The following is a 21,491-nucleotide window of genomic DNA, read 5'->3' on the forward strand; positions in this document are numbered from 1 at the left end:
GGGTACTGCTTTCCTGATTTTTTTTATTGCTGCCGATGAAAAATCAAATCTACCTTCGCCGGAAAAACAAACTGATTGTGAAAGCGGGACAGCATGAATTGCCTGTCTCTTACTTGGCTGCGGCCTTGCGCAATATGGAGAGCTTGGGCTACACGTTTTCCCTGGAGCTGATCGAGCGAATCCGCACGCTGTCCGAAGCGGAATTTTTCCCGCTCTACTCGGAGGTAGTGAGAGTTTTAAAAGACATGGTCGGTGCCTCCAGGCGCTTCAAGCCTTTTTATCCGAATTTCCCGCGCCAGGTCATGGAAGCGAGCGACGGGGAACTGTACCTCCAGGCGATTATCCATTACTTGACGTGGCAGCTTCCCGTGCATGAAGTGAAAAAGCGGCTGCCGCTCCTGAAAGAATCCCGTTTGAAAGTGATTCAACTGGGAACGGACGAAGAGCTGCTGCAAATAGGCATGAACATGCTGCGGGCGAACAGCTCGCTCTCCGCTCAGGACAAGGAAGACTTGAAAGGCTTGATTCACGGTTGCAAAGGGATTGCGGAAGCTTTGCCGCCGGAAATCCCGCACAAGGAAAATGCCGCTGTCGTGGCGAGCGTGTTGCTTCGGGCCGACAAAATGCCGCCTGACTTTTTTGCGAAGTATTGCAAGACGTCAACAGATGTTCTGCGACTGGCGACGGCTCTGTCCGACGGGGATGTCAGCCTGGCTGCCCCTGCGAAGTTTCGCAAGTTCAGACGGGCCGAGCGCAGGCTGTTGCTTCGATTGCTGGAAGCAAGCCCGAACCTGGCGGAAGACATGCAGCGCTATAAAAACCGCTGGATTCGCCTCGGGGAGATTTTGCATCCTTTTGAATACAAAGACCGTTATCCGCGGGCAGCGGAAGCGTTTGATATTTTGCGCAACAATCGGCGCATCGAGACTTTCAACAGTCAGGTCGAGCTGGCGATCCTGGCGTGCGATATAAAAGAAGCGACCAGATTGCTGATGCAACGGCCAGGTGAATTTGCCCGACGGCTGGATCACATGCTCCGCTTGACGGAAGCGGGCGATCAGGTGTTGCGCTCCTTTGAGCAGATAGCGACTTCTGTATCGACCCCCGTCCTTTTGCAGGTGATGAATCACTTTGACAAGCGGGAGCGATACGGTGAGTGGCGAACGTTCTTTCCAAAAGGAGAAGTGGCAAAAGTACAGGCGATCCCCAATATGCTTCCGCAGCTGGCGGATGAACAGCGCGCGCGTGCAGCCGGGATATGTCGCGAGGTATTGATTCGGCGCTTTTCTGCCTTGCCTACTCTCGGAAAAGTTTATATCGACCCGCAATTGCACGAGCAACTGGTGCCTTTTTCCCAAAGATCGGCAAGCAAGGCGTTGCGCACGATAGCGCGCGGCTCCAGACTGCCGATCCCCGAGGGGAGCACGATCCGCTTTTTCACCTGGTGGAAGGAAGGGATCGTCAACGATGTCCCTACCGGGCGGGTAGATATCGATTTGTCCGCTGTCCTGTATGACGAGAAGTGGACGTACATGGAGCATGTGTCCTACACCAATTTGCGGTCCGCGAAGTATCGCGCCTGCCATAGCGGCGATGTCGTACAGGCGCCGAACGGAGCGTGCGAGTTCATCGATGTCGATATCGAGTCAGTGCTTCGATACGGCGGGCGCTATGTCGTGATGTCACTGAACTCGTTTACGAGCCAGCCGTATTGCGATTTGCCGGAGTGCTTCGCAGGCTGGATGATCCGCAGTCAGCCCGAGTCCGGCGAAGTTTTTGAACCGTTGACAGTTCAGGATAAAGCCGACATCGCTGCCCGTTCGACGATCTGCCTCCCGGTCATTCTCGATCTGGCAGAGCGAAAAGTCATTTGGACGGACATCGCGCTGCGTTCGCATCCGCGCTTTGTCAACAACGTAGAGGCAAATGGCGGCGGCATCGAATGGATGGGCCGCGCGCTGACGACACTTGTGAAACCGACCTTGCACGAGCTGTTCACCCTGCACGCACAGGCGAGAGGGACGATTACCGACCGGATGGAGGAAGCAGACACGGTTTTTTCCATGGAAGAGGGGATTACCCCGTTTGACATGGAAGTGATCTTGGCTGATTTCCTCGCTGGTTAATGATGGGAAGTTTAAAAGTCAGCTCAGGCTGGCTTTTTTCGTTGTTTGCAAGAATCGCTCCCTCGGATTTTCCGTGTTTTTCCATTTCCCCTCTCCGATTTGCAGCTTTTGCTTGAATCCACGGTAGCATTTGCTATTATTAAAACAAGTGAGTGTTATTGAAATGAATGAACGACATTTGAATAGGATAGAAAACAGGTCCTTGTGTTTTTGCGAGTGCTTATTTCGTGAAAGACAGGGTTAAAAGGGAAGTTTGGTGAAATGCCAACGCGGTCCCGCCACTGTAAAAGAGTAGCTCTTCTTCCTGGCAACGGCGCCATCCACTGCCCCACTACGAGGCGGGAAGGAGAAGAAGAGTGATGATCCTTGAGCCAGGAAACCTGCCTGTTTTGGTGTATGCACTGTTTTCCTTCGGGTCAAAGGAAGAGGTGAGGATTGTTTTTGTCAGCTATCCGCGCTTTGTTTTCCTTCTAGATTTTGGAAAACAAAGCGTTTTTTTGTGCGCCTGACAAGCAATCGCTGACACTTTTTGGACTGGACAATGGGGTCCCCGAAAAGTACCTGAAAAGGGCTGGAGAAAACTATCCTTTTTTAGGTAACTGACGGGGGCCCTGAAAAGTATGTAGGGTCAAAATGACAGCAAGGTCTTCACTTCAATCTGGGGGTGTGCGTTGTGAGCAATAAACGTGGACTGTTTTTGGTCTATACCGGAGACGGAAAAGGAAAGACGACAGCAGCGGTGGGCCTGGCTGTACGGGCGACCGGGCGGGGGAAAAAGGTGATTATGATTCAGTTCATCAAGTCGCCTGAGCGGACGTATGGAGAGAAAATCATTTTTGACAAGCTCGGCATCGAGATCGTGCAAAAGGGCGTAGGCTTTACGTGGACGAAGACGCCAGAGGAGCATCGGGAAGCGCTCAAGGAGGCGTGGACTTTTGCCCGGGAAAAGCTGTCTTCGGGAGCGTATGACGTCGTGATTTTGGACGAGCTGAACAACGCGCTGGCGATCGACCGTTTTCCCATTGACGATGTGCTGCCGCTTTCGGATGTTTTGGAAGCGATTCAAAACAGGCCGAGCCATGTGCATCTGGTCGTGACGGGGCGGAGCGCCAAGCAGGAAGTGATGGACATGGCTGATCTGGTGACAGAAATGAAGCCGCTCAAGCATTACTATGACGAAGGAATACCAGCAGTGCTGGGGGTAGAATTTTAATGAACGTGCTGGAAACGTATGGTCACGGTGGCGACTTGCTGACCGCCTCGCAACGCTTTGGCGTAAAGCCTGGAGAGTTTCTCGATTTCAGCGCCAATATCAATCCGCTCGGCATGCCGGAACGGGTCAGGGACATGCTGCTGGATTCGCTGTCTGCGGTGTTGCGCTATCCGGACCCGGGACACCGCGAGTTTCGCAAGGCGCTGGCGAAGCGTCTCGGACTGCCGGAAGCATGTCTTTTGCCAGCCAATGGAGCGGCGGAAGCGATGGCTTTGGCGATTCTCGGGCTGCAACCAGAGACAGTCGGCGTCGTGTATCCGTGCTTTTCGGAATATGCAGAGCTTTCCGAGCAGTTTGGCGCGCGTGTCATTGGTTGCTACGGAAAAGCAGAGAACGGCTACAAGCCGGATCGCGCCGAGCTGTACAAGCTGTTTGAACAGGCTGATCTCGTATTTGTCGGCTCGCCGAACAACCCGACCGGGATCTTGTACGAGCCGCAGGAGCTGTTGCAAATGGCGGACTGGGCGGCAGAGACAGGCACCTGGCTGGTCGTGGACGAAGCTTTTCTCGATTTCGTGGCGGAAGAACGGCAGTTTACGCTGGCGAGTCGCCTGGAGAGCTTTCCGCGGGTCATTTTGATGCGGTCGATGACGAAAATGTATGCGATTCCCGGCCTGCGTCTGGGATACGCGATCGCCCATCCAGACGTGATCGCCAACATGCGGCAAAAGCAAGTGAGTTGGAGCGTGAATGCGCTGGCCCTTTTGGCGGGGGAACTGTGCCTGATGGAGCAGGAGTACGAGCGAAAAACCCGCAGCCTGATCGCCGAAGAGCGGGCCAAATTGCTCGACTTCGTCGGCAAGGAGCTGGGATGGCAAGTGTGGCCGGGAGAGGCGAACTTCTTGCTCGTTCGCTCGCCGGGGGAGCTGCCGGCGGCCCAGTTGCAAGAATGGCTTGGCAAAAAAGGGGTGCTGATCCGCAATTGCGCGATGTATCCCGGACTGACTGCCCATGACGCGCGCATCGCGGTTCGCGGAAGTGCGGAAAATGCTCGCCTGATGGCGGTCTTGCGCGAGGTGCGGGATGAAAGGGGCGGCAAGCGTTGAGTCTGGTGTTGGTGACAGGCGGCGTTCGCTCCGGCAAGAGCCGCTTTGCCGAAGAGCTGGCCGAACAGGCTGGCGAGCGAGTTCTTTACGTAGCAACGGGGCAAGCCTGGGACGAAGAGATGAAGCAGCGGATCGAGCGGCACAAAGAGCGCCGTCCAAGTCAATGGGGAAGCGTCGAGGTAGGGGAGCGGCTTTGCGACTACGAGAGCGTTGCATCAGGCTACGGGGTCGTGCTGATTGATTGCTTGTCGACATGGGTGAGCAATCGGCTGATGAGCGTCGAGGAAGCGCAGTGGCGCAGCCAGGAGCATACCGAAGCGCTTTTGCAGGAACTGGAGGCGTGGCTTGCCCTCGTCAGCCGCTCCCCGCAAAAAGTGATCGCAGTCACCAGCGAGGTCGGCTTGGGCGGAGTGGCGATGAATCGGCTGGGCAGATGGTTCGCCGATGTGCTCGGGGATGTCAATCAACAGAGTGCACGGCAGGCGGATGCCGTCTACGCGGTAATGGCCGGAATCCCGTGGAGGATCAAAGGATGAATGCATTTTGGCACGCGATTGCCTTTTTTACGCGGATTCCCGTCCCGTGGCTGCGCCCATCCGATGAGGCGTGGAAAAAAAGCGTCAACTGGTATCCGGCTGTCGGGCTGGTCATAGGTATTTTGCTATGGGGTGTCCACCAGGCAGGGCTTTCGCTCTTCAGTCCGTGGCTTGCCGCCGTGTTGACGCTCGTCGTCTGGGTGTACATCACAGGCGGACTGCATCTCGACGGCTGGATGGATTTGGCGGACGGATTGGGCAGCAGCAGGCCAAAAGAACAAGTGCTTGCGATCATGAAGGACAGCCGCGTGGGTGCTTTTGGCGTGCTGGCGGCGCTTTTGCTACTGCTGCTCAAGGCGGGCGCTTTGGCAGAGCTGACACATCCAGGCTGGGGGCTGCTCCTCGTTTTTGTTCCCGCAGCGGCGCGGACCCATGTCCTGCTTGCCATTCGGTTCTGGCCGTACTTGTCGGCGGATAAAGGGATCGGCAAAGGCATCAGCGCCGGATTGTCGCTGTGGGCGATCGTCATCGGCTATGTGGCTTTGCTCGCAGCTGGCTGGCTGGCAGGCGGCTGGCAGGTCGTCGCGGCGATCGCTGGATCGTGCTTGTTCGCTCTGCTGTTCTGTCGTTCGGTTGCCCGCAAGCTGGGCGGGCTGAACGGGGATTGCTACGGGGCTGTCATCGAGAGCAGCGAGGCGGTCATGCTGCTTGTACTGGTCGGGAGTTGGTGGTTATGAGGTGGGTCTGGATACGCCATGGCGAGACTGACAGCAATCGGGAACACAGATATCTCGGGCATAGCGACGTCCCTTTGAACATAGATGGAAAAAGGCAGGCGAGTGAACTGGCAGAGCGCTTGTCCCGCCAGATCGAACGGCCTGATGCGCTCTACGCCAGCGATTTGCTCCGGTGCCTGGAGACGGCCCAACCGCTGGCCGACGTATGGGATGTGCCGATCATCTCTGTTCCGGCTTTGCGGGAGCTGTCTTTTGGCGACTGGGAGCTGCTGACCTACGACGAGCTGATGCAGGCGGATTGCGAGCGGGCTACGCGCTGGTACGACGATCCTTTTCACTGCTGTCCGCCCAACGGGGAAAGCCTGCAAGCGCTGGGCCACCGCGTAGACGGCTGGTTGTGCAAGCTGATGGATCGGCAACAGCGGGAACCAAACGAAACGACCGTATTGGTTGCCCACGGCGGAGTGATTCGCTGGTTCCAGGCGGCATGGCTTGCAAAAGATCCGCGCCAATACTGGCAAGTAGACGGGCTAAAGCACGGAGAAGCGCTGTTTGCGGAGTGGGATGGGCAGCGCTGGCACAGACAAAGGCTGGGAAGCTAAAGAGAGGGACAACATGACGGAAGTGTGGGTATTGTGCGCGGCATACTTGATTGATCGGGTGGTAGGCGACCCGCGCAGCTTGCCGCATCCGGTGGTGATCATCGGATGGTGGATCACGCGGCTGGAGCGTGTCATTCGCGCTGTCGTCAAGCGGGAATCGCATTTGAAGCTGGCGGGAATCCTGTTTCCGCTCCTGATCGTGTCAGGCAGCTATGCCGCCGTCTGGCTGATTTTGTGGGTGGCTGCTCTCGTGCATCCACTGCTCGCGTGGGTGGTTGGAGCCTGGCTCATCTCCACGACGATCGCGACAAAAGGCTTGGCGGACGCCGGGCTGGAGATTGCCCGCCATCTGCTGGCAAATGACATGGCGGCGGCAAGGCGCTCCTTGTCGATGGTGGTAGGGCGTGACACGGATCAGCTCGATGAGCCGGAAATTTGCCGGGGGGCGGTGGAGACGGTAGCGGAAAACATCGTGGATGCGATTGTTTCCCCGCTGATCTACGCCGCATTGGGCGGTGCGCCACTGGCGATGGCTTATCGGGCGGCCAACACGCTTGATTCGATGGTCGGCTACAAAAATGAGAAGTACAAAAACTTGGGCTGGGCGTCCGCGCGTTTTGACGACGTGATGAATTACATACCAGCTCGCCTGACCGCGCTGCTTTTGGTCATGGCAAGCTGGTTGCAACGACTGGACTGGAGACAGTGCTGGGCGATGATCAAAAGAGACGCGCACCTGCATCCAAGTCCAAACAGCGGATTGCCGGAAGCGGGGGTGGCTGGCGCACTTGGCGTACAGCTTGGGGGTCTTAACTACTACCAGGGTGTGCCGTCCAATCGGGCAAGGCTCGGGGACCCGCATCGGCCGTTGGCTGCTGCCGATATCACGGCAACCATTCGTCTGATGTATCTCACTTCCTTGCTGTGCCTGCTTTTATGTTTGGGGATTGCAGCAGTTCTGACACTTGTCTAGCCGGATGATGAGCGAAAAGACACCGTAAGAGTAAGACCATATAACGCCTGCATGCGACACGTATGCGATGGAAAGGGGAGGGGCCGTATGAGCGGCAAGTTGTTTGTGATCGGGTTTGGCCCGGGAAGTTTTGAACATATCACCAAGCGTGCGCGGGAAGCCCTGCAAGAATCTGACGTCATTATCGGTTACTCGACGTACGTGGATTTGATCCGCGGACTTTTGACCAATCAGGAGATCGTCAGCACCGGGATGACCGAGGAAGTGACGCGTGCGCGCGAAGCCGTGCGCCAAGCGGAAGAGGAAGGCAAAAAAGTAGCGGTGATCTCCAGTGGAGACTCCGGCGTTTACGGGATGGCGGGTCTGGTCTACGAAGTGCTGGTCGAGAAAGGCTGGACAGAGGCGACTGGCGTTCCGATCGAAATCGTTCCGGGCATCTCGGCGATCAACTCCTGTGGCGCTATTCTCGGTGCTCCGATCATGCATGACGCCTGCACGATCAGCTTGAGCGACCACTTGACGCCGTGGGAGCTGATTGCCAGACGGATCGATGCAGCCGGGATGGCTGATTTCGTCATCGCCTTGTACAACCCGCGCAGCGGTCGACGCACGCGCCAGATTGTGGAGGCGCAGCGCATCCTTTTGCAATACCGTTCGCCTGATACACCTGTCGGAATCGTGAAAAGCGCCTACCGCGAGCGCGAGACGGTCGTGGTGACGACACTTGCGCAAATGCTGGAGCACGACATCGGCATGTTGACGACGGTCATCATCGGGAACTCTTCGACGTTCGTGTACGATGGCAAAATGATTACGCCGCGCGGCTACCAGCGCAAATACACGCTGTCGGCAGACGAACAGCCGCTCAAGCCGCATCAACGGCTGCGCGTGGAAAATGAACCGTGGTCATTGGAAGCAGGCGACGAAAGCGTGGGCACGACTGCCCCAAAGACAGTAGAGCCAGCAAGTGAGCGACCTGTGCTGGCGACTGATGTGGAAAGTCCGTCGGCTGCTGGTCAAGCCGGACTAGCCGGAAGTGCAACGAGTACGGCTGTCCTGGAAGCTCCTCCGGTGGAACAGGCAGCGCAAACGGTTGCTCACCAGGCAGAGCGCTCGCCGCTCGATTGGGCCATGCAAGCGCTGAGTGCCGTCAATACGGCAAAAGGCATCGAAACGAAGCCTGCCCAAACAAGCGCTGTTCGTACGGCTTCATCGTTTCAGCCGGAAATGATTTTTGAGTTCGCCGTCAGTCCCGGTGTCGCCAACAAAAAAATCACGCCGATGCAGATGATGGCGATCGCCGAAGTCGCAGGAGAAAAAGGCGAGATCGAATATACCCCGCACCACCAGATCATCATGCGTGTGCCGACTGCTGATCCGGAAAGTGTGACCAGCCGTTTGCGCGAGCTGGGGCTTATCCTCAGCCCGATCGGGGATGTGTTGCAGGTGAAGGCGTGCGATTTTTGCGATGGCGAGAAAAAAGACAGCATCCCGTACGCGGAGGAGCTGCACCAGCGGCTGGGTGGCAAGGAAATGCCCAAAGAGCTGAGAATCGGCTTTAACGGCTGCGGAATGGCCTGCTATGGAGCTGTTCAGGAGGATATCGGAATCGTGTTCCGCAAAGGCAAATTCGATTTGTTCCTGGGCGCGAAAACGGTGGGACGTAACGCGCATTCCGGCATTCCGGTTGCGGAAGGCATTGATAAAGAGGCGATTGTGCCGCTTGTCGAGCGAATCGTGAACCGATTCAAAAAAGAGGCGTTTCCGAATGAGCGCTTCCACAAGTTTTTCCAACGGGTAGGCGAGCTGGAGGGGTATGCCTGGTACGAGCCTGCCAAAGCGGAAATCGAGAACGCCGCTTGCGGAGATTGACAGACGGATCAATAGGTAGCGGAGTTGACCGAAAACGAGGGGGAAACGAAATGGACGCGGTTTTATTTGTAGGACACGGAAGCAAGGACCCGGAAGGCAACGAAGAGATTCGCCAGTTTGTCGCTTCCCTTGCGCCTGAGCTGGATGTGCCGATTATCGAGACGTGCTTTCTGGAGTTTGCCAGACCAGACATGCTGCAAGGATTGAATACGTGTGTAGCGAGAGGAGCGACGCGGGTAGCGGTCATTCCGATCATCCTGTTCTCTGCGGGGCATGCGAAAATCCACATCCCGGCGGCGATTGACGAAGCGAAGGAGCTGCACCCGCACGTACAGTTCATCTACGGTCGTCCGATCGGCATTCACGAAGAAGTGATCAACATTTTGTCTACACGCATGGCAGAAGCGGGCTTCGCTTCCGGAGAAGATTACGACGATCTGGCTGTGCTCGTCATCGGGCGCGGCAGCAGCGACGCGGATGCCAACAGTGATATTTACAAAATGTCCCGCCTTTTCTGGGAGCGTTACAAGGCGCCTTTGGTCGAGACAGCTTTCATGGGTGTGACCTACCCGCTGTACGACGAGGGAGTGGAGCGCTGCCTGAAGCTTGGCGCCAAGCGCATCGTGCTGTTGCCGTACTTCCTGTTTACAGGTGTGCTGATCAAACGGATGAGCGATCAACTGGAGAAGTTCCGCGCGCAATATCCGGATGCCCAGTTTGAGATGGCCGAGTATTTCGGTTTCCACCCGTTGCTGAAAGAAGTGCTCAAGGATCGCGTCGAGGAAGCCTTGCACGGGGAAGTGAAGCTGAACTGTGACACCTGTCAGTACAGACTGGCAGCGATGGAGCATATCGACCACCATCACCACCACCATGATGACGATCACGGACATGGACATCACCACCACCATCACGGGCATCATCATGATCACGATCACCACCATGACCATGATCATCACCATGACCACGATCACCACCATGCTCACGATCATAACCATGACCACGATCATAACCATGACCACGATCATCACCATGATCATGACCACGACCATGATCACAAACACGACCACAAGCATGACCACGTAACCAAGTAGGAGGAGACACAGCATGATTCTCGTATTGGCTGGAACGAGCGACGCGCGTGAATTGGCCTTGTTGATCAAGGAAAACGGCTACGATCTGCTGACCACCGTCGTAACGGACAACGCAGCGAAAAGCATGGAGGAGGCCGGTGTGCCCGTCCAGGTCGGACGCTTGACTGCCGACGACATCCAGCAGTTGATCCAGGAGCGGGGCGTGCGCTGTGTCGTTGACGCGAGCCACCCTTTTGCGGAGGAAGCCTCGAAAAACGCGATGGCTGGCGCACAAGGAGCGGGTGTTCCGTACATCCGTTACGAGCGTGAGAGTCTGGATGCGCCAGGCAGCGAAAAGCTGATCATCGTCGAGGATTACGTGCAAGCAGCCGAGCTTGCGGCTGACAAGCGCGGCGTCATCATGCTGACGACTGGCAGCAAGACGTTGAAGACGTTCACGGATCGTCTCCTGGGCCTGCCGGACACGACATTGGTTGCCCGCATGCTGCCGCGGCTCGACAATATGCAAAAATGCGAAGAACTCGGCGTGGAGCAAAAAAACATCGTCGCCATGCAAGGGCCTTTTTCCAAAGAGCTGAACAAAGCGCTCTACGCCCACTATGGCGTGACGCTGATGATTACGAAAGAGAGCGGCAAGGTAGGCGCTTTTGACGAAAAAGTGGAAGCAGCGCTGGAAATGGGCATCGAGACAATCGTCATCGGGCGTCCGAAAATCGATTACGGCACCAAGTTTTCCGACTACCAAAGCGTGCTGAACCAGCTTAAAGAGGTCGTGCAATAACACGGCATCCCGCCTGTATAAACAAGCATCCAAACAAGTGACTGGAGGAAACCAACCATGGACTTCAAAACCGAATTTAAGCCTTTGACTGTACAACCGCAAGAGATCGAGGACATGAGCTTTCAAATCATTACCGACGAGCTGGGCGAGCACCCGTTTACAGAGGAACAATACCCTGTCGTGCAGCGCGTCATCCACGCTTCCGCCGACTTTGATCTCGGACGCAGTCTCGTTTTCCACCCGGATGCTGTCCAATCCGGTATTCAAGCGATTCGCAGCGGAAAAATCGTCGTGGCGGACGTGCAAATGGTTCAAGTCGGCATCAGCAAAAACCGGATTGAGAAATTCGGCGGCGAAGTGAAAGTATACATCTCTGACCGCGACGTCATGGAAGAAGCAAAACGCCTCAACACCACTCGTGCGATTATTTCCATGCGCAAAGCTGTGAAGGAAGCAGACGGAGGAATTTTCTGCATCGGTAACGCGCCGACAGCTCTGTTGGAGCTGATTCGCATGGTGAAGGAAGGGGAAGCGAAGCCAGGACTTGTCATCGGAATGCCAGTAGGCTTCGTATCTGCGGCGGAGTCCAAGGAAGAGCTGGCGAAGCTCGACATTCCTTTCATCACCAACATCGGGCGCAAAGGCGGAAGCCCTGTAACTGTAGCGGCATTGAATGCCATCTCCATCATGGCGGAACGGTTGGGCTAAGCAGATGGCAGCCAAAGCAGCATCGGACGAAAAAGAGGCGAAACCCCTCCGCCACGGCTACACAACTGGATCATGCGCAACGGCGACGACCAAGGCTGCTTTGCTAGCGCTGATAACCCAGGAGCCGCAAAGGGAGGCTACGATCCGCCTGCCGATCGGGGAAGACGTGACTTTCCAGATGGAGAGCTGCGAGTTTTCGCCGGAAAAAGCGACAGCAGCCACGATCAAGGACGGCGGTGACGACCCGGATGCCACGCATGGGGCGTTGATTCTTTCCACTGTCGAATGGTCAGACGAGCCTGGGATTATTTTGGACGGTGGCGTCGGGGTAGGACGGGTGACCAAGCCAGGGTTGCCTGTCCCGATTGGCGAGGCCGCGATCAATCCCGTTCCGCGCAAAATGATTCGCGAGACGGCTCAGGCGGTACTCGATGAGTACGGGATAGAGCGCGGGATCAAAATCGTAATTTCCGTGCCTGCGGGCGAGGAAATTGCCAAAAAAACATTGAACGGACGACTCGGCATACTCGGCGGCATTTCCATTTTGGGGACGCGCGGAATCGTGGTGCCGTTTTCCACTTCTGCTTACAAGGCAAGCGTGGCTCAGGCGATCAACGTCGCCAAAGAAGCGGGCTGCGATCACATCGTCCTCTCCACGGGCGGAAAAAGTGAGTCGTATGGAATCGCTACCTACCCGGAGCTGTCCGAGGAAGCTTTCGTGGAGATGGGCGATTTCGTCGGGTTTGCGCTCAAGCAGTGCAAGGTCAGGAAAATGCGCAAAGTGACGCTTGTCGGCATGATGGGCAAGTTTTCCAAAGTGGCGCAAGGTGTCATGATGGTTCACTCGAAAAGCGCTCCTGTCGACTTCGGGTTTTTGGCCCAGATGGCGACGGAAGCAGGTGTTTCCCAAGAGCAAGTGGACGAAATACTGGGAGCAAATACAGCCTCGCAGGTCGGGGATATGATGGCGGAGACGCCTGCCTTTTTCGAGATCATGTGCGCCAACTGCTGCCGTGCCGCCCTGAAAGAAGTAGGCGGCGGCATCGTGGTCGAAACCATCATCATTACTATGAAAGGGTCCCTGCTGGGAAGGGTGACGATCGATGACACAAGCGATGAAAGTGATCGGGATCGGGGATGACGGACAGCAAAGCTTGCTGCCGCTGTACCGGACCTGGATCGAAGAAAGTGAGCTGTTGGTTGGAGGAGAGCGGCATCTTGGCTTTTTTCCGGAGTACAAAGGGGAAAAGCGAGTTTTGAAAGGCGGCTTGACCGCGATGGTCGAGGAACTGCGGTCAGAGACGCGCAAGACGGTCATTCTCGCTTCCGGCGATCCGCTCTTTTACGGGATCGGCAGCCTTTTGGCGAAAAAGCTCAACGTGGACATTTACCCGCACCTCAGCTCCATTCAGCTCGCTTTTGCCAAAATGGGCGAGGCGTGGCAAGATGCGACATTGCTCAGCGTACACGGCCGCAGCATCAAAGGGCTGGCGCAGCGGATGGACGGCAAGGACAAAGTCGCGCTGCTCACCGATCGGGAAAACACGCCTGCGGCGATCGCCAAGTATTTGCTGTCGTTTCAGATGACCGAATACGATGCGTTCGTGGCGGAAAACTTGGGCAGCGAAGACGAGCGGACAGGCTGGTACGCTTTGCAGGACATGGCTGACGGCGTCTTTTCCGATTTGAATGTCGTGATTTTGAAAAAGCGTCGGCCAAGCCCGGTCTGGCCGTTTGGGATTGCGGACGAGGAGTTTTCCCAGCGCAAGCCGGACAAGGGACTGATTACGAAAAAAGAAGTGCGCATTTTAAGCATCGCCCAACTGCAATTGCACGCCAAAAGCATCGTTTGGGACATCGGCACCTGCACAGGCTCCGTCGCGATCGAGGCAGCGCGAATCGCACGCGAAGGCGAAGTGTACGGCGTGGAGAAAAATGCGGACGACCTGGAAAACTGCCGCCAAAACATGGCGAAGTTTCGCACCGATCTGACTGTTGTGAATGCCCGCGCGCCAAAAGGACTGGATGAGTTCCCCGACCCGGATGCTGTATTCATCGGGGGCAGCGGCGGAGAATTGCGCGAGCTTCTGAACATTTGCTGCACGCGGCTTCGGGCAGGCGGACGCATCGTGGTCAACGCGGCGACGATTGAGACGTTGTACGAAGCGACGCAAGCTTTTGCAGAGGAAGGCTTCGAAACATCGGTCACGCTGGCGCAGCTGTCGCGCAGCAAGCCGATTTTGTCTTTGACCCGTTTTGAAGCGTTGAATCCGATCTACATCATTACGGCCTGGGCAAAGCAGGCAGAGGAACAAGGAGGAGACAGCAAGTGACCAAGATCGGAACATTGTACGGGCTGGGAGTCGGCCCTGGCGATCCAGAATTGATTACTGTCAAGGCATTCCGCCTGCTGCAGCAATCCCCGGTAGTTGCGTACCCGAAAAAACGGATGGGCAGCAAAAGCTACGCCCACCAAATTGCCGAGCTGTACGTGCAGCCGCAAGACAAGGAAATGCTCGGACTCGTCTTCCCGATGACACGCGACAAAGAAATTTTGGAGCGCGAGTGGAACAAAACGGTCGAAATCGTCTGGGAGCGTCTGTCCGAAGGCAAAGACGTCGCGTTTGTCACCGAAGGCGATCCGATGTTTTACAGTACGTTCATCCACATGATGCGCGTCATGCATGAAGAGCACCCGGAAGTGCCTGTCGTAACCGTGCCGGGCGTATCTTCGTTCCTCGGAGCTGCTTCCCGCTTCAACATGCCGCTCGCGGATGGCGACGAGCAAATCGGGATCATTCCGGCTACAGAAGACAAGGAAGCGATGCGCAAAGCGATTGAAGATCACGATACCGTCGTGTTTTTGAAGGTAGCAAAAGTGCTGCCGATGATCATCGGTTTGCTGAAAGAAATGGGACTCGCAGACAAAGCCGCTGTTGCGACAAAGGTCACTTCCTCGGAAGAAATGGTCTGGACGGACATGCGTGAACTGGAGCGGGCAGAGCTTAGCTATCTTACACTGATGGTGGTGAAAAAGGGATGAAACTGTACATAGTGGGAGCGGGTCCCGGCGACCCGGATTTGATTACCGTAAAAGGCATGAAGCTGCTGCAAAAGGCAGACGTCATTTTGTACACCGACTCGCTCGTCAACGAAGAGCTGGTTGCGCTTGGCAATCCTGATGCAGAGGTGCTGCACAGCTCGGGCATGGCGCTGGAAGAAATGGTAGAGCTGATGGTAGACCGCATCAGCAGCGGAAAAACAGTCGTGCGCTTGCATACGGGCGACCCGTCCGTGTACGGAGCGATCATGGAGCAGATCGCCTTGCTGAAAGCAAAAGGCATCGAGGTAGAGATCGTGCCAGGCGTCAGCTCCGTATTTGCGGCAGCAGCAGCAGTAGGCGCCGAACTGACCATCCCGGAGCTGACCCAGACGCTCATCCTTACCCGCGCAGAGGGGCGCACGCCTGTACCGGACAGGGAGAAGCTGCGCGCGCTTGCCGAGCATCACTGCACACTCGCTTTGTACTTGAGCGCGACTTTGACGAAAAAAGTAGTGCGTGAGCTTGTCGAGGCAGGCTGGAGCGAAGATACGCCAGTCGCTGTCGTGCAACGGGCAAGCTGGCCGGATCAGCTGATCGTGCGCACGACCTTGAGAAATTTGGACGAAGACATGGGCAAAAACGGCATTCGCAAGCACGCGATGATTTTGGCAGGCTGGGCTTTGGACCCGGATATCCATGAAAAAAGCGAACAGTACCGTTCCAAGCTGTACGATAAAACCTTCACGCACGGGTACAGAAAAGGTGTGAAAGAATGATTATCGAACTGGTTGAAGGGGAAATTCCAGCCATCCGCCAGCGCGGGGAATATGCGATCGTCGCCATCACGAAGCACGGGGTAGAGATGGCACGCGATCTGGCGCAAAAATTTCCCGGGGCAGACTTGTACTACATGAGCAAGTTCGCCCGTGGAGACGAGGAAGCGCGTGGCATCCAGCTGTTTTCCAACAGTGTGCGCATGCTGTTTCCTGCGCTTTGGCCCGCTTACAAAGGGCTGATTATCATTATTTCGCTCGGGGCGGTTGTGCGGATGATCGCTCCTTTGCTGGAAGATAAAAAGAAAGACCCGGGTGTCGTCGTCGTGGACGATCGCGGGGAAAATGTGATCAGCGTCCTGTCCGGCCACCTCGGGGGAGCCAATGAGCTGGCTCGCGAGGTAGCGGCGATCATGGGCGCTCGTCCGATCATCACGACTGCTTCCGATGTACAAAAGACGATCCCTGTCGATTTGTTCGGCCGCCGTTTTGGCTGGGAGTGGGATTCGGCTGACAAGCTGACGCCAGTGAGCGCCTCTGTCGTCAACGAGGAGCATGTAGCGGTGGTCAACGAATCAGGCGAGCGCGACTGGTGGATGCACGACACGCCGATGCCGCCGTCGATCAAGGAATACAAGACGATTGCCGAAGCGCAGGCAGCCAATCCGCATGCCGCGCTCGTCGTCTCTCACCGCTTGCTTGCGCCAGAGGAGCAGACGATTTTGGACAATGGCGTCCTGTATCGTCCGAAAGTAATCGTGCTCGGAATGGGCTGCAACCGGGGAACATCTGCCGAGGAGATCGAGGCGGTCATCAAGGAGACGCTGGATGAATTGCAGTTCTCCATCAAAAGCGTCAAGGCTCTTGCGACGATTGAACTGAAAAAAGACGAGGCTGGACTGATCGCCGTGTGCGAGAAGTACGGCTGGCCTTTTGTCTGGTATTCCCCGGAGGAACTGAACAAGGTGGAGATCAGCGATCCGTCCGAGACGGTATTCAAGTTCACGGGAGCGTACGGGGTAAGCGAGCCTGCGGCGAAGCTGTACGCAGGTGTCGACGAACTCGTCCTGACCAAGAAAAAATCGGGCAACGCCACTATTTCTGTCGCTTTAATGCCTTATCGTGAGGAGGAGCGCGTATGACGGATAACAGCCGCCGTATCGTAATCGCCGGAACGGGCAGTGGGGCAGGCAAGACGACCGTTACCATCGGACTGATGGCTGCCCTGATCCGCAAAGGCCATGTCGTCCAAGGCTTCAAGTGCGGCCCTGACTATATCGATCCCACTTACCATACAGCCGTAACAGGCAGAGCGTCGCGCAACCTCGACAGCTTCATGCTGGAGCATGAGGTGGTCAAAGAGATTTTCGTCCGCGGCAGCGAAGGCGCGGACATCTCGATCATCGAGGGCGTCATGGGCATGTACGACGGCAAGGAAGCGACGAGCGACAAAGGAAGCACGGCTGAAATCAGCATTTTGACAGCTTCGCCTGTGTTGCTCGTGGTCAACTGCCAAAGCATGGCGCGCAGCGCGGCTGCGATCGTCAAAGGCTTTCAGCTGCTCAATCCGCAGGCGAAAATCGTCGGTGTGATCGCCAACAAAGTCGGCAGCGAAGGGCACCACAAAATCGTCAAGGCGGCGATTGAGCAGGAGTGCGGGATTCCGGTTGTCGGCTATTTGAAACGGGAAAACGAGCTGGAAATTCCCGAGCGTCATCTCGGACTCGTGCCATCCGTGGAACGCGGCGAGCTTGCGCCTCTGTTTGCGAAGCTGGCAGACTTGATTCACGAAACGGTAGACCTCGACCTGGTTTGGGAACTGGCGAAAGCAGAGCCGCTGCAAGTGGAGCCAAAGCTGTTCGCGCCGCGTCAAGCGAACTACGACGTGACGATCGCGGTAGCGAAAGACCCGGCGTTTCATTTTTACTATCCGGAAAATTTGGAACTGCTGCAGGCGCACGGAGCGAAGCTGGCCTTTTTCTCGCCGCTGGCAGGAGAAGGCGTGCCGGAAGCAGCGGACGGCCTGTACATCGGCGGAGGCTTTCCAGAGGAGTTTGCTGCCGAGCTGTCGCAAAACGAGCTGGTGAAAGACTCGTTCCGCAAGGCGATTGCCAAAGGCTTGCCGACCTTGGCCGAGTGCGGCGGGTTCATGTTTTTGACGGAAGCGATTGTGACCACAGACGGCGAGAGCTTCCCGATGCTCGGGATCGTGCCCGGGAAGGTGACGATGCAGAAAAAGCTGGCCGCGCTTGGCTATCGGGAAGTGCGCGGCAAGGCAGGCAATTTCCTGATCGGCCCGGATGAACAGGCAAAAGGGCACGAGTTCCATTATTCGACTTATTCCAGCGAGCAACAGCTTCCTGCGGCCTATGAGACAAAAGGGCTGCGCGGAACCAAGCCAGAAGGCTTCGCAGAGGGCAATCTGGTCGCAGGCTACACGCACTTGCACTTTGGCTCCAATCCAGAGCTGGTGAAGCGGTGGCTGAGTCTGTGCGCGGAGGTGGCGGCTCGTGCCTAAAGCTCTCCCGCTGATGGTTCAGGGAACCAGCTCAGACGCAGGGAAAAGTGCGATCGCAACGGCACTTTGCCGAATTTTTGCGCAGGATGGCTACAAGACGGCTCCGTTCAAATCGCAAAACATGGCGCTGAACTCCTACGTCACGCTGGATGGGAAAGAAATCGGGCGGGCACAGGGCGTTCAGGCGGAAGCGGCCGGGATTCTCGCCACGACCGACATGAATCCGATCCTGATCAAGCCGACGCGCGATTCCGAGTCGCAAATCGTGGTGAACGGCGAGCCGTACGCCAACATGAAAGCGATGGCGTATCGCCAGGAGTTTTACGAGGAAGGACTGCGGATTATCGGCGAGGCTTACGAGCGGCTCGCCGCCGCGTATGAGCGGATCGTGATTGAGGGGGCAGGCAGTCCGGCAGAAGTCAATCTCAACGATCGCGAGCTGGTCAACATGCGGGTCGCGCGACTGACGAACGCTCCGGTCATTTTGGTGGCTGACATCGAGCGCGGCGGCGTTTTTGCCAGCCTGGTCGGCACGCTGCAACTGCTCGAACCCGAAGATCGCGACCGGGTGATCGGCGTCGTCATCAACCGTTTTCGCGGCGATCTGACGCTGTTGCAGTCAGGCTTGGACTGGTTTGAGGAGTATACGGGCAAGCCTGTGCTTGGCGTGGTGCCGTTCATTCCCGACTTGTGGATCGATGCGGAGGACTCGCTGATTTTGCATCGCTACCAGGGGCAGAGAGAGACGCCGCGCGATCTGGACATCGCGGTCTTGCGCTATCCGCGCATTTCCAATTTCACAGACGTAGACCCGTTTTTTGTGGAGCCGGATTGCCGGATGCGCTTCGTGACCCGTTTGGAAGAGCTGGGCGAGCCTGACCTCATCGTGTTGCCAGGTAGCAAAAATACGCTGGAAGACTTGCAGTTTTTGCGCGAGTCAGGGCTGGCAGACGCCGTGAAACAGCTCCATGTGCAAAAAAAATCGTACGTAGTCGGTCTGTGCGGCGGCTATCAAATGCTGGGGCTGACGATTTTGGACCCGGATGGCGTGGAATCTCCGTTGCAGCAGCTTGACGGGCTGGGGCTGATTCCGATGACGACGACGATGGAGACAAAAAAGACGACGGTTTTGTCCAAGGGCGAAGCGGTGTTTGCCGGAGAGCGGCTCGAAGTGGAAGGCTACGAGATTCATATGGGCCAGTCCGCTTATGAGCAGGTGGATGCCCCCTTTATCCAGATGGGAGAGCGCACGGAAGGCTACTGTCAGGAGGAGCGCCAACTGATCGGGACGTATTTTCACGGGTTGTTTCACAACGACCGCTTTCGTACGCTGCTATTGAACGCAATCCGTGCGAAAAAAGGGTTGGAGCCAATCGTGGAGCGTCCGTCCTTCGTGGCGCTTCGCGAGCAAGGCTACGATCTGCTGGCAGATACGGTACGCCGTCATGTGCGGATGGATGTCATTGAAGAACAGATGAAGGCTTATCAGGAAAAAGAGGTGCGTATATGATGGCAGGCTTGGAAAAGCTATTTCCGGCGATTGAGCCGCGAAACCATGAGGCAAGTGAGCAAACGAGACAACATGTGGATCAGCTGACCAAGCCGCTGGGAAGTTTGGGACGCCTGGAGGAACTGGCTGTGGAGCTGGCAGGAATGACAGGAGAGACGTTTCCGGTCGTCACGCCGCCTGGCGTACTTGTTTTCGCGGCGGATCACGGCGTCGCTGCTGAGGGAGTGTCGGCCTATCCCCAGGAAGTAACGGCGCAAATGGTGCTGAACCTGGTGAACGGTGGCGCGGGGATCAACGTGTTCGCCCGGCAAATCGGCGCGATCCAAAAATTCGTGGATGTCGGCGTGGCTGTAGAGGTAGAGGCTCCCGGAGTGACCAGCAGACGTATCCGCTCTGGCTCGGGCAACATGCTGAAAGAAGCGGCGATGTCGCCGGAAGAAGCGCGGCAGTCGCTTGCGGTCGGCATCGAGCTGGCGCAGCAGATCATCGATGAAGGAGCCAAGGTGCTGATCGTCGGTGAAGTAGGGATCGGCAACACGACAGCGAGCAGCGCGATTTTGTCCGCTTTGACGGGCGCAGACCCGGATGAGATTGTCGGGCGGGGCACAGGCTTGGACGACGCTGGCTGGCAGCGCAAAAAAGCCGTTGTCCGCGAAGCGCTCGCGCTGCATCGCCCGGATGCGGATCAGCCGCTCGACGTGCTGGCAAAAGTGGGCGGACTGGAAATCGGCGCGATGGCAGGGGCCGTGATTGGCGCTGCATCCAGACGCGTTCCGGTGTTGCTCGACGGCTTTATCGCCACCGTAGCAGCACTTTTGGCGGTGCGGTTGGAGCCAGGCGTAGCGGACTACTTGATTGCCGGTCACCGTTCCCAGGAGCCGGGACATGCTTTCGTACTGAACGTACTGGGCAAACAGCCGTTGCTCGATTTGAACCTGCGGCTTGGCGAAGGCAGCGGAGCGGCAGTGGCGTTTTCCATCGTCGAGGCATCGGCACGGATGGTGCGCGAGATGGCGACTTTTGCTTCGGCGGGAGTCAGTGACCGATGAGCGGCGCGGGAAAAGTGTACCTCGTCGGCGCTGGACCTGGAGATCCCAAGCTGATTACGGTCAAAGGGCTTGAATGCTTGCAAAAGGCTGATGTGGTCGTCTATGACCGCCTGGCTAACCCTGAATTGCTCGCTTATGCGCCTGAAACGGCAGAGCGTATTTATTGCGGCAAACTGCCTGATCATCACACGATGCGCCAGGAATCGATCAATGAAGTCCTCGCGGAGAAGGCGCTGGAAGGCAAGATCGTCGTACGCCTGAAAGGTGGCGACCCGTGCGTGTTCGGACGTGCGGGAGAAGAAGCCGAGCATCTGGCTGGGCGAGGAGTCGCTTTTGAGATCGTGCCAGGCGTCACGGCGGGAATCGCGGCTTCCGCATACGCGGGAATCCCGGTGACTCATCGCGATCACGGTTCATCTTTTGCCGTAGTGACAGGTCATCTGCGCGAAGACAAGCCGGAGCTGGCTGTGGAAAAATGGCGGGCGCTGGCGAGCGGGATCGACACGGTTGCCTTTTACATGGGCGTCGCCAATTTGCCGCTGATCCGCACGCAATTGATCAAGCACGGCCGCGACGCAGAGACGCCTGTCGCTGTCATCTCCTGGGGGACGCTGCCCAAGCAAGCGGTCGTAACGGGCACTTTGGCAAACATCGAGGAACGCTTGGCAGAGAACAGCCACGTCACCAATCCGGCGATCATTTTGGTCGGCGATGTCGTGAAAATGCGGGAAAAAATCAACTGGTTTGAGGCCACGCTTGGCGTAAACGATAGTCTTGCCGAGTAAAGCGCAACGGCTGGGCGGCTAGGCTAGACGGTTTGCTGCCGCGAATATGTAGTATTGCAGGGAGG

The 21,491-nt window shown here is 56.8% G+C and carries 20 protein-coding genes and 1 riboswitch; all 20 genes read left to right on the forward strand.

The features are described from left to right. Positions 1-35: 35 nt before the first annotated feature. The 20 genes from DEP07_RS05350 to cobA all read left to right on the forward strand — a co-directional run bounded on the left by DEP07_RS05350 (position 36) and on the right by cobA (position 21,426). On the forward strand, positions 36-2,126 hold the full coding sequence (locus DEP07_RS05350; protein WP_122962800.1) for a TerD family protein: 2,091 nt from the start codon (positions 36-38) through the stop codon (positions 2,124-2,126). A 180-nt stretch (positions 2,127-2,306) separates the two neighbouring features. Continuing rightward, a riboswitch (cobalamin riboswitch) is annotated at positions 2,307-2,528 on the forward strand. Positions 2,529-2,799: 271 nt separating this feature from the next. After that, positions 2,800-3,339 (forward strand): cob(I)yrinic acid a,c-diamide adenosyltransferase, encoded by a 540-nt coding sequence (gene cobO, locus DEP07_RS05355; RefSeq protein ID WP_173596035.1) that lies wholly within the window; start codon positions 2,800-2,802, stop codon positions 3,337-3,339. Beyond that, the gene (cobD, locus tag DEP07_RS05360) at positions 3,339-4,445 is read left to right on the forward strand and encodes a threonine-phosphate decarboxylase CobD (protein WP_287102224.1); all 1,107 of its coding nucleotides are present in this window, start codon (positions 3,339-3,341) and stop codon (positions 4,443-4,445) included. The genes cobO and cobD overlap by 1 nt, the downstream gene beginning before the upstream one ends. Positions 4,446-4,450: 5 nt before the next feature. After that, a complete protein-coding gene (gene cobU / locus DEP07_RS05365) occupies positions 4,451-4,981 on the forward strand; it encodes a bifunctional adenosylcobinamide kinase/adenosylcobinamide-phosphate guanylyltransferase (RefSeq protein ID WP_229049938.1) in 531 nt (176 codons plus the stop codon). Next, on the forward strand, positions 4,978-5,718 hold the full coding sequence (gene cobS, locus DEP07_RS05370) for an adenosylcobinamide-GDP ribazoletransferase (RefSeq protein WP_173596038.1): 741 nt from the start codon (positions 4,978-4,980) through the stop codon (positions 5,716-5,718). Before cobU ends, cobS begins: the two co-directional genes overlap by 4 nt. Next, positions 5,715-6,320 (forward strand): histidine phosphatase family protein, encoded by a 606-nt coding sequence (locus tag DEP07_RS05375; protein ID WP_173596039.1) that lies wholly within the window; start codon positions 5,715-5,717, stop codon positions 6,318-6,320. The genes cobS and DEP07_RS05375 overlap by 4 nt, the downstream gene beginning before the upstream one ends. 13 nt (positions 6,321-6,333) lie before the next feature. Then, positions 6,334-7,293 carry an adenosylcobinamide-phosphate synthase CbiB gene (gene cbiB / locus DEP07_RS05380; RefSeq protein ID WP_173596040.1) on the forward strand — a complete coding sequence of 320 codons (960 nt, stop codon included), beginning with the start codon at positions 6,334-6,336 and terminating at the stop codon, positions 7,291-7,293. Between the two features lie 87 nt (positions 7,294-7,380). Beyond that, on the forward strand, positions 7,381-9,165 hold the full coding sequence (gene cobJ / locus DEP07_RS05385) for a precorrin-3B C(17)-methyltransferase (protein WP_173598468.1): 1,785 nt from the start codon (positions 7,381-7,383) through the stop codon (positions 9,163-9,165). Between the two features lie 50 nt (positions 9,166-9,215). Further along, on the forward strand, positions 9,216-10,259 hold the full coding sequence (locus tag DEP07_RS05390; RefSeq protein WP_287102227.1) for a sirohydrochlorin chelatase: 1,044 nt from the start codon (positions 9,216-9,218) through the stop codon (positions 10,257-10,259). A 13-nt stretch (positions 10,260-10,272) separates the two neighbouring features. Beyond that, on the forward strand, positions 10,273-11,040 hold the full coding sequence (gene cobK / locus DEP07_RS05395; protein WP_122962809.1) for a precorrin-6A reductase: 768 nt from the start codon (positions 10,273-10,275) through the stop codon (positions 11,038-11,040). A gap of 57 nt (positions 11,041-11,097) precedes the next feature. Then, the gene (locus DEP07_RS05400; protein WP_063228372.1) at positions 11,098-11,748 is read left to right on the forward strand and encodes a precorrin-8X methylmutase; all 651 of its coding nucleotides are present in this window, start codon (positions 11,098-11,100) and stop codon (positions 11,746-11,748) included. A 4-nt stretch (positions 11,749-11,752) separates the two neighbouring features. Next, positions 11,753-12,889, forward strand: coding sequence for a cobalt-precorrin-5B (C(1))-methyltransferase (locus DEP07_RS05405; RefSeq protein ID WP_173596044.1), 1,137 nt, complete (start codon positions 11,753-11,755; stop codon positions 12,887-12,889). After that, complete coding sequence (gene cbiE, locus DEP07_RS05410) at positions 12,852-14,081, forward strand: precorrin-6y C5,15-methyltransferase (decarboxylating) subunit CbiE (protein ID WP_122962811.1); 1,230 nt, start codon at positions 12,852-12,854, stop codon at positions 14,079-14,081. The genes DEP07_RS05405 and cbiE overlap by 38 nt, the downstream gene beginning before the upstream one ends. After that, positions 14,078-14,791 (forward strand): precorrin-2 C(20)-methyltransferase, encoded by a 714-nt coding sequence (gene cobI / locus DEP07_RS05415; RefSeq protein ID WP_063228369.1) that lies wholly within the window; start codon positions 14,078-14,080, stop codon positions 14,789-14,791. The genes cbiE and cobI overlap by 4 nt, the downstream gene beginning before the upstream one ends. Further along, positions 14,788-15,567 (forward strand): precorrin-4 C(11)-methyltransferase, encoded by a 780-nt coding sequence (cobM, locus tag DEP07_RS05420; RefSeq protein ID WP_063228368.1) that lies wholly within the window; start codon positions 14,788-14,790, stop codon positions 15,565-15,567. Before cobI ends, cobM begins: the two co-directional genes overlap by 4 nt. Beyond that, entirely contained in the window at positions 15,564-16,706 is a 1,143-nt protein-coding gene (locus tag DEP07_RS05425; RefSeq protein WP_173596047.1) for a cobalt-precorrin 5A hydrolase, read from the forward strand. Before cobM ends, DEP07_RS05425 begins: the two co-directional genes overlap by 4 nt. Continuing rightward, complete coding sequence (locus tag DEP07_RS05430) at positions 16,703-18,082, forward strand: cobyrinate a,c-diamide synthase (RefSeq protein ID WP_122962813.1); 1,380 nt, start codon at positions 16,703-16,705, stop codon at positions 18,080-18,082. The genes DEP07_RS05425 and DEP07_RS05430 overlap by 4 nt, the downstream gene beginning before the upstream one ends. Beyond that, positions 18,075-19,592, forward strand: coding sequence for a cobyric acid synthase (locus tag DEP07_RS05435; RefSeq protein WP_173598464.1), 1,518 nt, complete (start codon positions 18,075-18,077; stop codon positions 19,590-19,592). Before DEP07_RS05430 ends, DEP07_RS05435 begins: the two co-directional genes overlap by 8 nt. Then, positions 19,589-20,641, forward strand: coding sequence for a nicotinate-nucleotide--dimethylbenzimidazole phosphoribosyltransferase (cobT, locus tag DEP07_RS05440; protein WP_173596049.1), 1,053 nt, complete (start codon positions 19,589-19,591; stop codon positions 20,639-20,641). The genes DEP07_RS05435 and cobT overlap by 4 nt, the downstream gene beginning before the upstream one ends. After that, positions 20,638-21,426, forward strand: a complete 789-nt coding sequence (cobA, locus tag DEP07_RS05445; protein ID WP_122962815.1) for a uroporphyrinogen-III C-methyltransferase — start codon at positions 20,638-20,640, stop codon at positions 21,424-21,426. Before cobT ends, cobA begins: the two co-directional genes overlap by 4 nt. Positions 21,427-21,491 lie beyond the last annotated feature (65 nt).

It is taken from the genome of Brevibacillus sp. (genome assembly GCF_003521185.1).
Classification (GTDB): domain Bacteria; phylum Bacillota; class Bacilli; order Brevibacillales; family Brevibacillaceae; genus Brevibacillus; species Brevibacillus parabrevis.

What these genes read in the sequence shown, in the direction of transcription:
- DEP07_RS05350 (WP_122962800.1), top strand. Translation starts at nt 36, where the DNA reads ATGAAAAATCAAATCTACCTTCGCCGGAAAAACAAACTGATTGTGAAA.
- cobD (WP_287102224.1), top strand. Translation starts at nt 3,339, where the DNA reads ATGAACGTGCTGGAAACGTATGGTCACGGTGGCGACTTGCTGACCGCC.
- cobS (WP_173596038.1), top strand. Translation starts at nt 4,978, where the DNA reads ATGAATGCATTTTGGCACGCGATTGCCTTTTTTACGCGGATTCCCGTC.
- DEP07_RS05375 (WP_173596039.1), top strand. Translation starts at nt 5,715, where the DNA reads ATGAGGTGGGTCTGGATACGCCATGGCGAGACTGACAGCAATCGGGAA.
- cbiB (WP_173596040.1), top strand. Translation starts at nt 6,334, where the DNA reads ATGACGGAAGTGTGGGTATTGTGCGCGGCATACTTGATTGATCGGGTG.
- cobJ (WP_173598468.1), top strand. Translation starts at nt 7,381, where the DNA reads ATGAGCGGCAAGTTGTTTGTGATCGGGTTTGGCCCGGGAAGTTTTGAA.
- DEP07_RS05390 (WP_287102227.1), top strand. Translation starts at nt 9,216, where the DNA reads ATGGACGCGGTTTTATTTGTAGGACACGGAAGCAAGGACCCGGAAGGC.
- cobK (WP_122962809.1), top strand. Translation starts at nt 10,273, where the DNA reads ATGATTCTCGTATTGGCTGGAACGAGCGACGCGCGTGAATTGGCCTTG.
- DEP07_RS05400 (WP_063228372.1), top strand. Translation starts at nt 11,098, where the DNA reads ATGGACTTCAAAACCGAATTTAAGCCTTTGACTGTACAACCGCAAGAG.
- DEP07_RS05405 (WP_173596044.1), top strand. Translation starts at nt 11,753, where the DNA reads ATGGCAGCCAAAGCAGCATCGGACGAAAAAGAGGCGAAACCCCTCCGC.
- cbiE (WP_122962811.1), top strand. Translation starts at nt 12,852, where the DNA reads ATGACACAAGCGATGAAAGTGATCGGGATCGGGGATGACGGACAGCAA.
- cobM (WP_063228368.1), top strand. Translation starts at nt 14,788, where the DNA reads ATGAAACTGTACATAGTGGGAGCGGGTCCCGGCGACCCGGATTTGATT.
- DEP07_RS05425 (WP_173596047.1), top strand. Translation starts at nt 15,564, where the DNA reads ATGATTATCGAACTGGTTGAAGGGGAAATTCCAGCCATCCGCCAGCGC.
- DEP07_RS05430 (WP_122962813.1), top strand. Translation starts at nt 16,703, where the DNA reads ATGACGGATAACAGCCGCCGTATCGTAATCGCCGGAACGGGCAGTGGG.
- cobT (WP_173596049.1), top strand. Translation starts at nt 19,589, where the DNA reads ATGATGGCAGGCTTGGAAAAGCTATTTCCGGCGATTGAGCCGCGAAAC.
- cobA (WP_122962815.1), top strand. Translation starts at nt 20,638, where the DNA reads ATGAGCGGCGCGGGAAAAGTGTACCTCGTCGGCGCTGGACCTGGAGAT.